An 18,597-nucleotide genomic window follows, 5' to 3' on the forward strand; every position below is an offset into this window, starting at 1 on the left:
GTGAACGGCCCGGTGTCGGTGGTGGTCTCCGGCGCGGAGGCGGCCGTGGCACGCGTCGTGGACCAACTGGCCGAGCGGGGACGGCGGACGAGCCGTCTGGCGGTGAGCCACGCCTTCCACTCGCCGCTGATGGACCCGATGCTGGACGAGTTCCGTACCGTCGCCGAAAGCCTCGACTACCGGCAGCCCGGCATCCCCGTGGTGTCCAACGTGACGGGCGAGGTGACTGCGGCAGGGGAGTTGTGCACCGCCGACTACTGGGTGCGGCATGTGCGGGCGACGGTCCGGTTCGCCGACGGCGTCCGGGCACTGGCCGAACACGGCGCCACCGCCTTCCTGGAGATCGGCCCCGACGGCGTCCTCGCCGCCCTGGCCGGCGCCTGCCTGCCCGACGAGGACACCGTCGTGGTGCCCGTCCTGCGCAAGGACCGCCCCGAGGAGCACACCGCCCTCACCGCCGCCGCCCGACTGCACGTCGCCGGCGCCGAGGTCGACTGGACCGGCGTCCTGGCCGGCACCGGCGGCCGGCGGGTCGCCCTGCCGACCTACGCCTTCCAACGCGAGCGGTACTGGCCCTCCGTCGCCACCGGCACGCCCGGCGACGCCGGCGGGCTCGGCCTGGAAGCGGGCCGGCACCCGCTGCTCGGCGCCGCCACCACGGTCGCCGGCTCCGCGGAGGTCCTGCTCACCGGCCGGCTGTCGACGACCACCCAACCGTGGCTCGCCGCCTACGAGAAGGACGGCCGCACCGTCCTGCCCACCGCCGTCCTCGCCGAACTCGCCGTCCGCGCCGGCGACGAGGCCGACTGCCCGACGCTGGCCGAACTGACCCTCACCGCACCGCTCGTCCTCACCGGCGGACAGGCACAGCGCCTCCAGGTCAAGGTGGCCGCCCCGGACGACTCCGGCCGGCGCGCCCTGTCCGTGCACGCCCGCCCCGACGACACCGCCGACGCCCCCTGGACACTGCACGCCACCGCCGTGCTCACCGACACCACCACACTGCCCCCGACCACACCGGACGTCTGGCCGCCGGAGCGCGCCGTGCCCCTCGACGCGCTGCCCACCCCCGACGGCCCGACCGGGATCACGGCGGCCTGGCAGCGGGACGGCGAGGTCTTCGCCGAGCTCGAACTCCCCGAACCCGGCCCCGCCGAGCGGGCGTTCGCGCTCCACCCGGCGCTCCTGGACACCGCGGTCCGCGCCGGCGGCCTGCTCGACGGCGACGACGCCCTGGACGCCGTCGCATGGCAGGGCCTCACCCTGCACGCCGCGTCCGCCACCGCCCTCCGGGTCCACCTCACCCCGCGCGGTGCGGACACCTGGTCCCTGGCGGCCGCCGACCCGCAGGGCGCCCCGGTCCTCTCTGCCACCGGGATCACCCTGGGCCGGCCCGCCGCCGAGCGCGCCGAACCGGCCGCGGCCGGCGGCGACGCGGTCCTGCTCGACCTGGACTGGGTCCCCGCACCCGAGGCCCCGGGCACCGGCGGCGAGGTGCCGTACGCCGTACTCGGCGACGAACTGGCCGAGCTGGCCGGCGCGTTGGGCGCCGCGGACGGGGATGCCCGCCGCGTCGCGTCGTGGGCCGCGCTGCTCGACGACGCCGCCCCGCTGCCCCCGCTCGTCCTCGCACCCGTGGTGGGCGCACCGGACCGGGACGACGACCTGCCCGCCGCGGTCCGCTCCACCACCACGGCGGTGCTGGAACTGGTGCAGCGCTGGACCGCCGACGCCCGCACCGCCGACTCCCGCCTGGTGATCGTCACCCGCGGCGCCCTCGCCGCCGGGACGGAGGAAGTGCACGACCTGGCGGCGGCCCCGGTCTGGGGACTGGTCCGCTCCGCCCAGTCGGAACACCCGGGCAGCTTCCTGCTGCTCGACCTCGACCCCGTCGAGCAGGCGGGAGCCGACGGCGTCGCCGCGCCCGCGGCCCTGGCGGCACTGCTCGACGCCGGCGAGACCCAGGCCGCGGTCCGCGGCGGCGCACTGACCGTCGCCCGGCTGACCCGCGCCACCGCCGCATCCGCCACCGCCGCGCACCCGGTGCGGGCCTGGAACCGCGACGGCACCGTCCTGATCACCGGCGGCACCGGCGGCCTGGCCGGCCTCCTCGCCCGCCACCTGGTCACCGGACACGGCATCAAGCACCTGCTGCTCGCCGGCCGCCGCGGACCCGACGCCCCCGGCGCCACCGCCCTGCGCGACGAACTGGCCGCGCTCGGCGCCGAGGTCACCGTCGCCGCCTGCGACGTCGCCGACCGCACCGCCCTGGACGGACTGCTCGCGGGGCTCCCGCCGGAGCACCCGCTGACCGCCGTCGTGCACACCGCCGGCGTCCTCGACGACGCGACCGTCGGCACGCTGACGCCCGCCCGGCTGGACACCGTCCTGCGGCCCAAGGCCGACGCCGCCTGGCATCTGCACCAGGCCACCCGCGGCCTGGACCTGGCCGGCTTCGTGCTGTACTCCTCGGTCGCCGGCGTCACCGGCGGCCCCGGCCAGGGCAACTACGCCGCCGCCAACACCTTCCTCGACGCGCTCGCCGCCCACCGCGCCGCGCAGGGCCTGCCCGGCCACGCGCTGGCCTGGGGGCCGTGGGCGCAGGACGCCGGCATGACCGGCACCCTCGGCGCCGCCGACCTGGCCCGTATGGAGCGCTCCGGCATGCCGCCGCTCACCGCGGAGCAGGGCCTGGCCCTGTTCGACGCGGCCGGGAACCGGGCCGACGGACCGGCCGTCGCGGTACGCCTCTCCCGGGCCGCCACCGCACCCGCCGAGGCACAGGTCCCCGCGGTACTGCGGGCCCTGGTCCGCGGCCGGCGCCGCACGGCCGCCGCGGCCGGGCACGGCGGGGGACTGGCGCGCCGACTGGCCGCCCTGGACACCGAGCAGCAGCACCACGCCCTGCTCGACCTGGTCCGCACCGAGACCGCCGCGGTCCTCGGCCACCGCGGGGCGGACGCCGTCCCGGCCGAACGGGACTTCAACCGCCTCGGATTCGACTCGCTGATGGCCGTCGAACTGCGCACCCGGCTGGCCGCCGCCACCGGCGCCAGGCTGCCCGCCACGCTCGTCTTCGACCACCCGACACCGACCGCGGTCGCCCGCTACCTGGCACCGACGGTGCTCGGCGCGGCAACCGCCGCCCAGGACCGCTCGCCGCTGGCCGAACTCGACCGACTGGCAGTCGAGTTGACCCCCGACGGGGTGGACGACACCACCCGCCGGGACGTCGCCGGGCGGCTGCGGCAGCTACTGGCCCAGTGGGACGCCACCCGGCAGGACGACGGCGGGCCGACCGTCGACGCCCGCATCGAAGCGGCGAGCGCCGACGAGGTCCTCGCCTTCATCGACCACGAGCTCGGGCGGCGGGCGGACTCCTGACCCGCCCCAGGGCCTGTCGCCACCTTCCCGACGGGGATGTGACGACAGGCCCCAACCCGCCGCTCCCGCACCACATCTGAGGAAGGTTTCCCGGACCATGCCGGACGAAAAGAAGCTCGTCGACTATCTGAAGTGGGTCACCAAGGACCTCCACCAGACCCGTCAGCGCCTCCAGGAGGTGGAGGCGGGGCGCCATGAACCCGTGGCGATCGTCGGCATGGCCTGCCGCTTCCCCGGCGGCGTGCGCTCCCCGGAGGACCTGTGGGAGCTGCTGTCCGCCGGCCGGGACGGCATCGGGCCGTTCCCCGCCGACCGCGGCTGGGACCTGGCGGCCCTGGCCGGGGACGGCCCCGGCCGCAGCGCCACCCAGGAGGGCGGATTCCTGCCCGGCGCGGCCGACTTCGACCCCGGCTTCTTCGACATCTCCCCGCGCGAGGCCCTCGCCATGGACCCCCAGCAGCGGCTCCTGCTGGAGACCGCCTGGGAGGCCGTCGAGCGCGCCGGCATCGACCCGGCCGGTCTGCGCGGCTCCCGCACCGGCGTCTTCGTCGGCACCAACGGCCAGGACTACGCTCACCTGGTCCTCGCCGCGCAGGACGACATGGGCGGCTACGCGGGCAACGGCCTGGCCGCCAGCGTCCTCTCCGGCCGCCTCGCCTTCGCCCTCGGCCTCGAAGGCCCGGCCGTCACCCTCGACACCGCCTGCTCCTCGTCCCTGGTGACCCTCCACCTGGCCGCACAGGCCGTTCGCGCCGGCGAATGCGGCCTGGCCCTGGCCGGCGGCGTCACGGTGCTGACCACCTCGTCGAGCTTCGCCGGCTTCAGCCTCCAGGGCGGACTGGCGCCCGACGGCCGCTGCAAGGCGTTCGCCGACGCCGCCGACGGCACCGGCTGGTCCGAGGGCGTCGGCCTGCTCCTCGTCGAGCGGCTCTCCGACGCCCAGCGCAACGGCCACCCGGTCCTCGCCGTCCTCCGCGGCTCCGCCGTCAACCAGGACGGCGCCTCCAACGGCCTGTCCGCCCCCAACGGCCCCGCGCAGCAACGCGTCATCCGCCAGGCACTGACCGGCGCCGGCCTGGCCCCCGGCGAGGTGGACGCGGTCGAGGCGCACGGCACCGGCACCCGCCTCGGCGACCCCATCGAGGCCGGCGCGCTGCTCGCCACCTACGGCCAGGACCGGGACCCCGCACGCCCGCTGTGGCTCGGCTCGGTGAAGTCCAACCTCGGCCACACCCAGGCCGCCGCGGGCGTCGCCGGCGTCATCAAGATGGTGCTGGCCCTGCGCCACGGACAGCTCCCGCAGACCCTGCACATCGACACCCCCTCCTCGCACATCGACTGGGACGAAGGCGCCGTGCGGCTGCTCACCGAGCCCGTCGCCTGGCCCGAGGGCGACCGGGTGCGCCGGGCGGGAGTCTCCTCCTTCGGCATCAGCGGCACCAACGCCCACGTCATCCTCGAACAGGCCCCCGCACCCGGCACGTCGGAGCCGGAGCAGGCGCCCGCCGCTGCGCCGGACGCCGCCGCACAGCCGACCACCGCGGCCGACGCCCCCGCCCGCACCCCCCGCGCCGTCCCCTGGCCCGTCGCCGCCCGCACCGCCGGCGCCCTCGACGCCCAGCTGGCCCAGGTCCGCGCCCTGACCACCGCACCCGGACACCGCGCAGCCGACGTCGGCTTCGCTCTCGCCACCACCCGCACCGCCTTCGCGCACCGCGCACTGCTGGTCCACGAGGGCGACACGCTCACCGAAGCGGCGCGCGGCAGCGTCCCCACCGGCGACCGCGGCGGCCTGGCCGTGCTGTTCTCCGGCCAGGGCTCCCAACGCCTGGGCATGGGACGCGAACTGCACGCCCGATACCCGGTGTTCGCCGCGGCCTTCGACGAGACCGTCGCCCTGCTCGACGCCCGGCTCGACACCTCGCTGCGCGAGGTCGTCTGGGGCGAGGACCGGGCGCGGCTGGACGACACCCGGCACACCCAGCCCGCGCTGTTCGCCGTCGAGGTCGCGCTCTACCGCCTGCTGGCCTCCTGGGGCCTGACCCCCGACTACGTCACCGGACACTCCATCGGCGAACTCACCGCCGCGCACGTCGCCGGCGTACTGTCCCTGGCCGACGCCTGCACCCTGGTGGCCGCCCGCGCCGCCGCCATGAGCGAACTGCCGCCCGGCGGCGCGATGGTGGCGCTGGAGGCCACCGAGGAGGAGGCCCGCCCGCTGCTGGCCGAGGGCGCCGCGATCGCCGCGGTCAACGCCCCCCGCGCCGTCGTCGTCTCCGGCGCCACGGACGCGGTCCTCGACGTCCGCCGGCACTTCGCCGACCTGGGCCGGCGCACCACCCGGCTCCCGGTCAGCCACGCCTTCCACTCGCCGCTCATGGACCCGATGCTGGACGCCTTCCAAAAGGCCCTGGCCCCACTCACGTTCGCCGCGCCGCAGATCCCCGTCATCTCCAACCTCACCGGCCTTCCGGCCACCGCCGAGGAGCTGGCCACCCCGGACTACTGGGCGCGCCACGCACGGCAGGCCGTCCGCTTCGGCGACGGCGTGCGCACCCTCGCCGACCGCGGCGTGCGGACCTTCCTCGAACTCGGCCCGGACGGCGTGCTGTCCGCCCTGGTCCGCGAGAACCTCACCGACCCGGCCACCACCGCCGTGCCCGCACTGCGCAAGGACCGGCCGGAGGAGACCACCGTGCTCGCCGCGCTGGGCACCCTGTGGGCGCACGGCGCGTCCGTCGACTGGGACGCGGTGTTCGCCGGCACCCTGACCCCGCAGGCCGGCCCCGTCGCCCTGCCCACCTACCCGTTCCAGCACGAGCGGTACTGGCCGACCGTCCGCGCGCTGACCGGCGACCCGGCCGACCTCGGCCTGACCGCCGCCGCCCACCCGCTGCTCGGCGCGGCCGTCACCCTCGCCGACGCCGACGAGACCGTACTGACCGGCCGGCTCGCCCTCCCCACCCACCCCTGGCTCGGCGACCACCGCGTCGACGGCCGGCCCACCGTCCCCGCCGCCGCCTTCGTCGAACTCGCCGTCCGCGCAGGCGAGATGAGCGGAACCCCGCACGTGGCGCGGCTCGACCTGCCGGCGCCGCTCGCCCTCGGCGACGGCGACGCCGTCACCCTCCAGGTACGCGTCGGCGCCGCCGACACCGCCGGCCACCGGCCGCTGACCGTCCACGCCCGCCCCGCGGCCACCGAGGACGCCCCCTGGACCACCTGCGCCACCGGACTCCTCACCTCCGACGACCCCGCGGCCCCCACCGACCCCGACGCCTCCGCGTGGCCGCCGCGCGACGCCCTCCCGGTGCCCGCCGCCGACCTCGACGAGGCCGCCGACGCCGCCGGACACCACTACGGCCCGCCCTTCCAGGGCCTGTGCGGCGTCTGGCGCCGCGACGACGAGGTCTTCGCCGAGGTCGCCCTGCCCACCGCCACCGCCGCCGACCGGGCCTTCGGCCTCCACCCCGCGCTGCTGACCACCGCGCTGCGCGCCGCCGCGGCGCTGGACGCCGCCCCCGCACCGACCGGCCTGGCCGGGCTCACCCTGCACGCCACCGGAGCCACCGCGCTGCGGGTCCGGCTCACCGCGACCGGGCCCGACACCCTGACCCTGACCGCCACCGACCCCGCCGGCGGCCCCGTCCTGACCGCCGACACCGTCACCCTCGGCTCCGCGCGGCACCGCCCGGCCGCCACACCGGCCGACCGCACCGGATCCGGCGGCCTGTTCCACCTGGACTGGGTGCCGGTCGACCCCGGCGCCCGGGCCGTCGGCACCCGTTGGGCCGTCGTCGGCGACGACGAACTGGACCTGGGCTACGCACTGCACCGCGCCGACGAGACCGTCAGCGCCTACGCCGCGTCCCTCGGCGGCGCCCTCGGCGACGGCGGCGCGGCCCCCGACGTCTTCCTCATCCCCGTCGTCGGCGGCCCCGACGCCGGACCCGGGACCGTGCACGCCCTCACCACCCGGGTACTGGCACTGCTCCAGGAATGGCTGGCAGAACCCCGACTGGCCGGCGCCCGCCTGGTCTTCGTCACCCGCGGCGCCCTCGCCGCCGACGGCGAGACCGTCACCGACCCGGCCGCCGCCGCCGTCTGGGGCCTGGTGCGCTCCGCCCAGACCGAGAACCCGGGCAGCCTGCTGCTCGTCGACCTCGACGACGCCTTCCGGTCCGCCGGCATGCTGCCGCACGTCCTCACCCTCGACGAACAGCAACTCGCCGTCCGCGACCACGCCGTCCGCGCCGCCCGCCTGGCCCGACTGCCGGAACCGGCCGCCGACACCGCCCCCGCCCGCGCCTGGGACCCCGACGGCACCGTCCTGATCACCGGCGGCACCGGCGGCCTCGGCGCCGCCCTCGCCCGCCACCTGGCCACCACCCGCGGCGCCCGCCACCTGCTGCTCGCCGGCCGCCGCGGCCCGGACGCCCCCGGCGCCCGGGAGCTGGCCGAGGAACTGACCGCACAGGGCGCCACGGTGCGGATCGCCGCCTGCGACGTCGGCGACCGCACCGCACTGGACGCACTCCTCGCCTCGGTCCCCGCGGCCCACCCGCTGACCGCCGTCGTACACACCGCCGGCACCCTGGACGACGCCCTCACCGGCTCCCTCACCCCCGAACAACTCGCCACCGTGCTCCGGCCGAAGGCCGACGCCGCCTGGCATCTGCACGACGCCACCCGCGACCTGGACCTGGCCGGCTTCGTGCTGTACTCCTCGGTCTCCGGCGTCCTCGGCAGCCCCGGCCAGGGCAACTACGCCGCCGCCAACGCCTACCTCGACGCCCTCGCCCGGCACCGCGCCGACCAGGGCCTGCCCGCACTCTCCCTGGCCTGGGGCCCGTGGGGGAGAGGCAGCGGCATGACCGCCTCGATCAGCGACGCCGACCTCGCCCGCATGGCACGCGGCGGCCTGCCGCCCCTGGCCATCGAGGACGGCCTGGCCCTGTTCGACGCCGCCCTCGCCCGCCCCGAACCGACCGTGGTGCCCAGCCGCATCAACGTGGCCGGGCTGCGCGACCAGCAGGTCCTGCCCGCGCTCTGGCGTGACCTGGTGCCCCGGCCCCGCCGCACCGCGGCCACCGCCGACCGCTCACCGGTCACCCTCCGCGAACGCCTCCACCGCCTCGACGCGGCCGGTCAGGAACAGCTGCTCACCGACCTCGTCGTCGGGTACACCGCCGGACTCCTGGGCCACCCCGACCCCTCCGCCGTCGACCCCGAACGCGGCTTCCTGGAGCTGGGCTTCGACTCCCTGGTCTCCGTCAGCCTGCGCAACCAACTCGCCGAGATCCTCGGCCTGCGCCTGCCCTCCTCGGTCGTCTTCGACAACAAGACGCCCGTCAAACTGGCCCGTTGGCTGCACCAGGAACTCGGCGAGGGCCCCGAGCCCGGCCGGCCCGGCCAGACCACCGCGTCCCGCTCCACGGTCGACTCCGACGACACCCTGGAGGGCCTGTTCTACAACGCGGTGCGCGGCGGCAAACTCGTCGAGGCGATGCGGATGCTCAAGGCCGTCGCCAACACCCGGCCGATGTTCGACTCCCCGGCCGAACTGGAGGAACTGTCCGAGCCGGTCACCCTCGCCGACGGCCCCGAACACCCCCGGCTGATCTTCGTCAGCGCCCCGGGCGCCACCGGCGGCGTCCACCAGTACGCACGGATCGCGGCGCACTTCCGCGGCAGGCGCCATGTCTCCGCGGTGCCGCTGATGGGCTTCGCCCCCGGTGAACTGCTGCCCGCCACCAGCGAGGCCGCCGCCCGGATCGTCGCCGAGAGCGTCCTGATGGCCAGCGACGGCGAACCGTTCGTCATGGTCGGCCACTCCACCGGCGGCTCGCTCGCCTACCTCGCCGCCGGCGTCCTGGAGGACACCTGGGACGTCCGCCCCGAGGCGGTCATCCTCCTCGACACCGCCTCCATCCGCTACAACCCGGGTGAGGGCAACGACCTGGACCGCACCACGCGGTTCTACCTCGCCGACATCGACTCGCCGTCGGTGACGCTGAACAGCGCCCGGATGTCGGCCATGGCCCACTGGTTCATGGCGATGACCGACATCGAGGCGCCCGCACCCAGCGCGCCGACCCTCCTCGTGCGCGCCGCCCAGGCCCTCGACGGCTTCCGCCTGGACACCTCCGCGGTCCCCGCCGACGAGGTCCGCGACATCGAGGCCGACCACCTCTCCCTCGCCAAGGAGCACTCCGCCCGGACCGCGCAGATCATCGAGGAGTGGCTCGCGGAACTGCCGGACCCCGCGGCCTGACATCCGGCCCGGCCGGCTCCCCGCCTGCCGGGCCTCCCCCCACCTGTCGGGGCGGCGCCCACCGGCGCCGCCCCGGCGCGCCCGTTCGTGCGCAGGCGGCGTCGGCCACCCGCACGGCAACGCCCGACAAGGAGCCCCCCATGACCCCATCCAGCGCGCCGCCCGCCCTCAAGGCGGAGGCGTCCCCCGTCCTCCACCTGAGCCCGCTGCTGCGCGAGTTACAGTCGCGCGCCCCCGTCTGCAAGGTCCGCACCCCCGCCGGCGACGAGGGCTGGCTGGTCACCCGGCACGCCGAACTCAAGCAGCTGCTGCACGACGAGCGGCTGGCCCGCGCCCACACCGACCCGGCCAACGCACCGCGCTACGTGCGCAACCCGTTCCTGGACCTGCTCGTCACCGACGACATCGACCAGGCCCGCGCCATCCACACCGAGATGCGCTCCCTGCTCACCCCGCAGTTCTCCGCCCGCCGCATCATGGACCTGGAGCCAAGGGTCCAGGCCCTCGCCGAGGAGGCCCTGAACCGCTTCACCGCCCAGGGCCAACCCGCCGACCTGCACGGGAGCTTCTCGCTGCCGTACTCCCTGTCGGTGCTGTGCACGCTGCTCGGCGTGCCCGCCGAGGAACAGCTCCGACTGGTCGCCGTCCTGACCAAGCTGGGCGAGCTCGACGACCCGGCACGCGTCCAGGAAGGCCAGGACGAGCTGTTCGGCCTGCTGTCCGCACTGGCCCGCCGCAAGCGCGCCGAACCGGAGGACGACGTCATCTCCCGGCTGTGCCTGCGGGTGCCGTCCGACGAACGCATCGGCCCGATCGCCGCCGGACTGCTCTTCGCCGGCCTGGACAGCGCCGCCAGCCACGTCGACCTGGGCGTGGTGCTGTTCACCCAGCACCCCGACCAGCGCGCGGCGGCCCTGGCCGACGAGAAGCTGATGCGCGGCGCCGTCGAGGAGATCCTGCGGTGTGCAAAGGCCGGCGGCTCGGTGCTGCCGCGGTACGCCACCGCCGACGTGCCGGTCGGGGACGTGACCATCAAGGCCGGCGACCTGGTGCTGCTGGACTTCACCCTGGTCAACTTCGACCGCGCGGTCTTCGACGACCCCGAGCTCTTCGACATCCGGCGCGCCCCCAACCCGCACCTGACGTTCGGCCACGGCATGTGGCACTGCATCGGCGCGCCGCTGGCCCGCGTCCTCCTGCGCACCGCCTACACCCTGCTCTTCACCCGCCTGCCCGACCTGCGCCTGGCCCGTCCGGTCGAGGAACTGCAGATGCTCTCCGGCCAGTTGTCCGGCGGCCTCCCGGAGCTGCCCGTCACCTGGTGACCCCACCCGCGCCCGGCACGGCGCGGCAGCGGTACGGGCCCCCGGCTCATGCAGCCGGGGGCCCGCAGGCATTCCTCAGGCACCCGGTGCCCGGCGGCTCAGCTCTCCGTGACGGTGATCGCCCCGGACGGGCAGAGCGACGCCGCCTCCTGGGCGCCGGCGAGGGGCGGGCCGTCCGCCGGCGGGGCCAGGACGGTCACCAGGCCGTCGTCGTCCTGGTCGAAAAGGTCCGGTGCGGTCAGGACGCACTGTCCGGCACCGACACAGCGGCCGGTGTCCACGGTGATACGCACGATGTTCCTCCGAGGGTGGGTTCGCTCCCCGAGGCCGGGCCGCCACCGGGCGGCCCGACCTCGGGGTCATTTCCAGGTGACGGGCAGCTCGTGCAGACCCAACAGCACCCCGTCGTACTTCAGCGGCAGCTCCTCCACCGGCACGGCGAGCGCGAGCGAGGGCATCCGCGCGAACAGCGTCCGGTAGGCGACCTCCATCTCCATGCGCACCAGGTTCTGGCCCAGGCACTGGTGGATGCCGTAGCCGAACGCCACATGGGACCGCGCCGAGCGCTCCGGGTCGAACTCCTGCGGCCCCGCGAACACCGTGTCGTCGTGGTTGGCCGCGGCGATCAGCGGCACGATGCCCTCACCGGCCCGGATCAGCTGGCCGCCGATCTCCACGTCCTCGACGGCCACCCGGAACGCCACCAGATCGGCCACCGAGTAGTAGCGCAGCAGCTCCTCGACGATCCGGTCGTCACCGATCCACTGCGGGTTGGTGAGCAACTGCACCACACCCAGGCCGATGTTGTTCGCCGTCGTCTCGTGCCCGGCGATCAGCAGCAGCATCGCGACCCCGGACAGCTCCTGCCGGGACAGCGTGCCCGCGGCGATCAACCGGCTGATCAGGTCGTCGCCCGGACGCCGCTGCTTGATCTGGATGAGCCGGCCCAGATACCGCAGCAGCGCCTGGGTCGCCTTGTCGCGCTCCTCGTCGGTCGAACTGAGCCGGACCAGGACCCGGGTGCGGCCCTCGAAGAAGTCCCGGTCGGCCTTGGGCACCCCCAGCAGACTGGAGATCACCAGGGACGGCACCGGCAGGGCGAAGGACTCGATGAGGTCCGCCGAGGTACCGGCGGCCAGCATCGCGTCGATCCGCTCGTCCACGATCTGCTGGATCACCGGCCGTAGTTCCCGCACCTTGCGCACGGTGAACTCCGGGATCAGGGTCTTGCGGAACCGGCCGTGCTCCGGCGGGTCCATCGCCACGAACCAGCCCGGCACCTCGTGCTGCGACGGCGCCCCGCCGGTCCGGCCGGCCTTGGGGAAACCGGGCTTGGACGGGTCGGCGCTGATCCGCGGATCGGTCAGCACCGTCCGGACGTCCTCGTGCCGGGTCACCAACCACACCGGCCCGCTGGGCAGTTCGGAGCGGACCAGTCCGCTGCCCGCCCGGTACCGCGCGTACTCCGGCGGCGGGAAGGGCCGCCCCGGCTGCCGCAGGGGGAAGGCGACCGGGCACCGTCCCACCGCGGTCTGCTGCTGCGCTTCGGTGCTCATGCCACTCCGTAGAACGCGCGGATCCGGCCGGTGATGAACTCCTGGTCCTGCGGCGTCAGTCCGGTGTGCGTCGGCAGGTAGAAGCCGTCCGCGCTGAACCGGGACGCGTTGAGCGCGGGCCAGTCGGCGTCGAAGTAGCCCGGCTGACGGCTCATCGGCTTGAAGAACACCCGGGTCTCGATGCCCTCGCCGGCGAGGTAGGCACACAGCTCCTCGCGCCGCTGGGCCCGCAGGTCGTACATCCACAGGACATCGCGCGGCGGCATCAGCGTGATCCCGGGGACGTCGCGCAGCGCCTCGTCGTACCGCTTCTCGATGTCCCGGCGCAGGGCCAGGATCATGTCGAGCTGCTCGGTCTGCGCGAGCGCCACCGCGGCCTGCATGTTGGTCATGCGGTAGTTGTAGGCCAGCTTCTTGTGCAGGAAGCTGTGGTCCTTGGTGAACGCCATCGCCCGCAGGTGCGCCATCTGCTCGGCCAGGTGCGCGTCCCGGGTCAGGCACACCCCGCCCTCGCCAGCCGTGATGATCTTGTTGGCGAAGAGCGAGAAACAGGCGATGTCGCCCCGCGGCCGCACCCCGTGCGCCTCCGCGGAGTCCTCCACCACCCGCAGGTTGTACTCGTACGCCAACTCCAGCACGGCGTCCATGTCGCACTGCCGGCCGTAGATGTGCACCGGCATGATCACCTTGGTGCGCGGGGTGATCTTCTCCTCGATGCGGGACACGTCGATGTTCAGGTCGTCGCCGCAGTCCACGAACACCGGCGTGGCACCGGTGTAGGTGACCGCCCACGCCGACGCGATCATCGTGAACTCCGGGACGATCACCTCGTCACCGGGACCGACGCCGAGCGCCCGCAGCGCCAGCGTCAGCGCCGTGGTCCCCGACGAACAGGCGACGCCGTAGGGCACGTCGTTGTAGGCCGCGAACGCCTCCTCGAACCGCTTGACATACGGCCCTTGGGAGGAGATCCAGCCGCCGCCGACGGCCTCGGTCACATAGTCGAGTTCGCGGCCGTTGAGCCACGGCATGGACACCGGATGGGTAAAGGACATCAGTGGTCTCTTCCTCGGTCAGTCGGTTGCCAGGGCGGGAAGGCCGAGCAGCAGGTCCGCCGCCGCGGCCCGGCCGCCGGCGTCCCGCAGCAGCCCGGCGAAGTACTCCGCGCGCTCGGTGTAGGAGGGGTGGTCGAGCACCCGGGTGATCTTGTCCAGGACGTCCTCGACGTCCACGGTCTCCGGCCGGTCCAGCGTCAGGCTCACCCCGAAGTCCTGGCCCCGGATCGCCTGGTCGTCGCAGTCCACCCACAGCGGCCGCACCACCAGCGGCTTCCCGAAGTACAGCCCCTCGTGGTAGCCGTTGCCGCCGGCGTGGGTGAAGAACACCTTCACGTTCGGATGCGCCAGCACGTCCAGCTGCGACGGCACCCAGTTCTCGATCCGCAGGTTGGCCGGCAGCTGCTCGGCCGGCGGCAGCAACTCCTGCTGGCTGCGGGGCAGTTTCCACAGCACCTGATGGCCCGCGCCGTCCAGTCGCCGCGCGACCTCCACCAGCGACGCCACCTGCTCGCGGGTGAGCCGGGTGATGGTGCCGAAGCCCATGTAGACCACGGACTTCTGTGCCGACAGCCAGTCCCCGAGCCCGTCGTCGTCCGGTGCCTGGGGCAGCGGCGGCACCATCGTGCCCACCAGCCGCATCTTCGGATGCATCGGGAACGGGTAGTCCAACTCGGGCACGGAGTAGCACAGCACCTGCTCCGCATGGTCGACCCGCGCCATCATCTGCCGTGCCTTCGGCGCGATCCCCAGCTCGGTGCGGATCCGGTTGTCCTCCTCGACGACCTTGCGGATCTCCGACGTCAGGAACATCCCGAGCGTCCGCACCCGGAACAGCTGGTTCTCGATCCGCTGGGCAGGCGTCATCGCGGCCGGCAGTCCCGAATGCGGCACCGGGAAGCCCGACGGGGTGTAGGACTTGGCGAACGGCACATGCGACGTCAGGACGTTGCTCGGGACGAACGGCACGCCGAGCACGAACGGAATGCCCTTGGTGATCGCCAGCTCGTGCCCGAACTGGCACATGCTCTCGATCACCATCAGCGCCGGCTGGACCTCCTCGACGATCTCCTCCAGGCGCCGGTACTTCGCGATCCGCGACTCCGGCGCGAACGAATGCCGGATCACCGCCGCGTGCGCCTTGAACCGCGACCGCTGCGTCACCTCGGCATAGGTGGCGTCGTCCCAGGTGACCGCGGACATCTGCGAGACGGTCTCGCCGAGGGAGGCGAACTGCACCGGGCTGCCGTCCGCCGCGGCCGCGACCTCCTCGCGCGCCTTCTCGTCCGTCGCGAACCACAGGTCCGCAACCCCGCGCCGGGACAATTCCCCGGCCAGCACGAGCAGCGGATTGAGCAGGCCGCTTTCGGCATAACTGACGAACAGGATCGGCCGCCGATTCGCGCCCATGGACAACACCCCTCGGAAAGTGGCGGGCCGCCGGCCCGCACGCCACGCGGCCACCCGGTCGGCCGCCGCGCGACCGCATTCGCCGACGCCGCAGCCGGAGGCGCACTGCCGGAACGGACGCCGGCCGGCACCCGGAACGGGCCGCGTGGAAAACGGGTCGGGTACTTCGTCTCACGCCACCGACCGGGGATTCCCTAGTCTTCGCCCCGCGGCGGCCCTTTCCGGGCCCGCCGGTCAATGCCCCCGGCCGGCCGCCGTCATTCCTTAGGGAAAAGTACAGGCTTTGTGACCGTACGATCCGGCACGCAGAGGTGAGTTGAGGCCGACTTTTCCCCAGAGGTGAGCGTGGCATGACGATCGGAGCCGAAGAGGACCCGGTGGTGGTCGTCGGAATGGCCTGCCGTTATCCGGGCGGCGTGGCCGGACCGGAGGACCTGTGGGAACTGGCCCGCAGCGGCCGCGACGCGATGACCGCCTTCCCCGACGACCGCGGCTGGGACCTGGCCGCCCTGGCCGGGGACGGGCCCGGCCGCAGCGCGACCCAGGAGGGCGGATTCCTCACCGGCGCCGCCGACTTCGACGCCGCCTTCTTCGGCATGTCGCCCCGCGAGGCCGTCTCCACCGACCCGCAGCAGCGCCTCGTCCTGGAGACCGCCTGGGAAGCCCTGGAACGCGCCGGCATCGACCCGCACTCCCTGCGCGGCAGCCGCACCGGCGTCTTCGTCGGCGCCGGCGGCCAGGACTACGCCGCCGTCACCCACGCCTCGCCCGACGACCTCGACGGACACGCCCTGACCGGCCTGGCACCCGGCGTCGCCTCCGGCCGCCTGGCCTACGTCCTCGGCCTCGAAGGCCCCGCCGTCACCGTCGACACCACGTCCTCCTCCTCGCTGGTCGCCCTCCACTGGGCGCTGCGCGCCCTGCGCACGGGGGAGTGCGGCACCGCGCTGGCCGGCGGCGTCACCGTGATGTCCACCCCGGGCGCCTTCATCGGCCACACCCGGCTGGGCGGCCTCGCCGCGGACGGCCGCTGCAAGCCCTTCTCCGACGACGCGGACGGCACCGCCTGGGCGGAGGGCGTCGGCATCGTCGTCCTTACGCACCTGTCCACCGCCCGCGCCGCCGGCCACCCCGTCCTCGCCGTCCTGCGCGGCTCCGCCGTCAACCAGGACGGCGCCTCCCACGGCCTGACCGCCCCGAGCGGACCGGCCCAGGAACGCGTCATCCGCGCCGCACTGGCCGACGCCCGGCTCGACCCCGCCGACATCGACCTCGTCGAGGCCCACGGCACCGGCACCCCCCTCGGCGACCCGATAGAGGCCCGCGCCCTCCTCGCCACCTACGGACAGCGCCCCGACGCGCAACGCCCGCTGTACATCGGCTCGTTGAAGGCCGGCATCGGCCACGCCCAGGCCGCCGCCGGCATCGGCGGACTCATCAAGACCGTCCAGGCCCTGCACCACGGCCTGATGCCGCGCATCCCCCACCTCACCACCCCCACCCGCCAGGTGGACTGGTCCCAGGGCGCCGCCGCCCCCCTCACCGAGGACACGGCCTGGCCGCGCACCGACCGGCCGCGCCGCGCCGGTGTCTCCTCCTTCGGCCTCAGCGGCACCAACGCCCATGTGATCCTGGAGGAGGCCCCGCCCGCCGAGGCCCCCGCCACCCGGCCCGGCACCCTCCGCCCCACCGCCGTGCCCTGGCTCCTGGCCGCCGCCACCCCGCAGGCCCTCGACGACCAGATCGCCCGCCTCCGGGCCCACCTGGGCAGGGAGCCCGCCCCGGACCCGCTCGACGTCGGCTACTCCCTCGCCACCGGCCGCGCCGCACTGCGCCACCGGGCGGTCCTGCTGCCGACCGCCGACGGCGCCGTCGAGCACGCCCGCGGCGAGGCCGACGACCGCCGCACCGCCGTCCTCTTCTCCGGGCAGGGCAGCCAGCGCCTGGGCATGGGACGCGAACTCGCCGCCCGCTTCCCGGTGTTCGCCGACGCCCTCGACGAGGTCTGCCGCACCCTGGACCCGCACCTGGACCGCCCGGTGCGCGAGGTGATGTGGGGCACCGACGCGGCGCTGCTGGACCGGACCGGATGGACCCAGCCCGCCCTGTTCGCCGTCGAGGTCGCCCTCTACCGGCTGATCGAGTCCCTCGGCGTCCGCCCCGACCACCTCGCCGGACACTCCGTCGGCGAGATCGCCGCCGCCCATGTCGCCGGTGTGCTGACCCTGGAGGACGCCGGCCGCCTGGTGGCCGCCCGCGCCACCCTGATGCAGGCGCTGCCGGCCGGCGGCGCGATGGCCGCACTGGAGGCCACCGAGGACGAGGTGGCCCCCCTGCTCGACGCGCACACCGCGCTGGCCGCCGTCAACGGACCCACCGCGGTCGTCGTCGCCGGCACCGAGGACGCCGTACTGCGCCTGGCCGCGCACTTCGCCGAGCGCGGCCGGCGCACCAGCCGCCTCGCCGTCTCGCACGCGTTCCACTCGCCCCTGATGGAGCCGATGCTGGACGCCTTCCGGGACGCCGTCGGCCAACTGGCCTTCCACCAGCCGTCGATACCCCTGGTCTCCAACCTCACCGGCGAACCCGCCGGCGACGAGATCACCACCCCCGACTACTGGGTGCGCCACGTCCGCGAGACCGTCCGCTTCGCCGACGGCATCACCGCCCTGGTCAAGGCCGGCGCCGACGTCCTGGTCGAACTCGGCCCGGGCAGCGTGCTGTCCGCCATGGCCCGCGACACCCTGGGGCCCGGCAGCGCCACCGACGCCGTACCGGTCCTGGCCAAGGGCCGCCCCGAAGAGACCGCGTTCGCCGGCGCCCTGGGCCGCCTGTACACCCGCGGCGTCCCCGTCGAGTGGCCCGCCTTCTACGCCGACACCGGCGCCCGCCGGCTCGACCTGCCCACCTACGCCTTCCAGCGGGTCCGGTACTGGCCGACCCCGCCCCGCCCGGACGCCACCGGGCCCGCCGTCCACCAGATGGACCGGCCCGCAGCGATCCACCCCGAAAGCATCGCCGCACTGCCGCCGGACACCACCGGCCCGCAGCCCGCCGCCCACCTCCGCGCGCTGCCACCGGCCGCGCGGGAACGCCACCTCCTGGACCTCGTCCGCACCCAGGCCGCCGCCGTCCTCGGCCACCCGGGCCCCGAGGCGGTCGGTGCCCGCAGCGTCTTCAAGGAACTCGGCTTCGACTCGCTCGCCGGCGTCGAACTCACCGACCGGCTCGCCACCCACACCGGACTGCGCCTGCCGGCCACCCTCGTCTTCAACTTCCCCACCCCCCAGCGCGCGGCCCGCCGCATCGGGGAACTCCTCGTCGCCGACGCCCCCGCCGACCCCGGGGCGTACGACGACGAACTCACCAGGTTCGAGACGGTCCTTGCGAACCTGCCCTCGGACGGCCCCGAACGCCTGGCCGTCGCCGACCGGTTGGGCGCCATCGTCTCCGCCCTCCGCCAGAACTCGCCTGCCCAGGTGCCCTCCTCGGACGAGGACATCGACACGGTGTCGGTCGACAGACTGCTCGACATCATCGATGAAGAGTTCGAAACCACATAGAGAAATTGTTGCTTTCGTTCGCGACCCGAT

Annotated in this window: 8 protein-coding genes; 4 read left to right on the top strand and 4 right to left on the bottom strand. The window is 74.7% G+C overall.

Going from position 1 to position 18,597, the window contains the following annotated elements:
• From ACIQE0_RS19850 to ACIQE0_RS19860, 3 genes are all read left to right on the top strand, one after another.
• Nucleotides 1-3,384 (top strand): SDR family NAD(P)-dependent oxidoreductase (locus ACIQE0_RS19850; protein ID WP_402333777.1); only part of this gene is annotated, 3,384 nt, incomplete at its 5' end.
• 97 nt (nucleotides 3,385-3,481) lie between these two features.
• The gene (locus ACIQE0_RS19855; RefSeq protein WP_402333780.1) at nucleotides 3,482-9,658 is read left to right on the top strand and encodes a type I polyketide synthase; all 6,177 of its coding nucleotides are present in this window, start codon (nucleotides 3,482-3,484) and stop codon (nucleotides 9,656-9,658) included.
• A 140-nt stretch (nucleotides 9,659-9,798) separates the two neighbouring features.
• Complete coding sequence (locus ACIQE0_RS19860) at nucleotides 9,799-10,983, top strand: cytochrome P450 (protein WP_366335250.1); 1,185 nt, start codon at nucleotides 9,799-9,801, stop codon at nucleotides 10,981-10,983.
• A gap of 98 nt (nucleotides 10,984-11,081) precedes the next feature.
• On the opposite strand, the gene ACIQE0_RS19865 is transcribed toward ACIQE0_RS19860, so the two are convergent.
• The 4 genes from ACIQE0_RS19865 to ACIQE0_RS19880 form a co-directional block, all read right to left on the bottom strand.
• Nucleotides 11,082-11,276: a ferredoxin gene (locus ACIQE0_RS19865; protein ID WP_384098561.1), complete on the bottom strand. Its 195-nt coding sequence runs from the start codon at nucleotides 11,274-11,276 to the stop codon at nucleotides 11,082-11,084.
• Between the two features lie 66 nt (nucleotides 11,277-11,342).
• Complete coding sequence (locus ACIQE0_RS19870) at nucleotides 11,343-12,539, bottom strand: cytochrome P450 (RefSeq protein WP_366339080.1); 1,197 nt, start codon at nucleotides 12,537-12,539, stop codon at nucleotides 11,343-11,345.
• Nucleotides 12,536-13,594: a DegT/DnrJ/EryC1/StrS family aminotransferase gene (locus ACIQE0_RS19875; RefSeq protein ID WP_366339078.1), complete on the bottom strand. Its 1,059-nt coding sequence runs from the start codon at nucleotides 13,592-13,594 to the stop codon at nucleotides 12,536-12,538. Before ACIQE0_RS19875 ends, ACIQE0_RS19870 begins: the two co-directional genes overlap by 4 nt.
• Nucleotides 13,595-13,612: 18 nt before the next feature.
• Complete coding sequence (locus ACIQE0_RS19880) at nucleotides 13,613-15,004, bottom strand: glycosyltransferase (RefSeq protein WP_366339076.1); 1,392 nt, start codon at nucleotides 15,002-15,004, stop codon at nucleotides 13,613-13,615.
• Nucleotides 15,005-15,384: 380 nt separating this feature from the next.
• Between ACIQE0_RS19880 and ACIQE0_RS19885 the strand changes: the two genes are divergently transcribed.
• Nucleotides 15,385-18,567, top strand: a complete 3,183-nt coding sequence (locus ACIQE0_RS19885) for a type I polyketide synthase (protein WP_402334204.1) — start codon at nucleotides 15,385-15,387, stop codon at nucleotides 18,565-18,567.
• The last annotated feature ends 30 nt before the right edge of the window (nucleotides 18,568-18,597 follow it).

Origin of the sequence: Streptomyces sp. NPDC093097 (assembly GCF_044754325.1) — a bacterium.
Classification (GTDB): Bacteria; Actinomycetota; Actinomycetes; order Streptomycetales; family Streptomycetaceae; genus Streptomyces.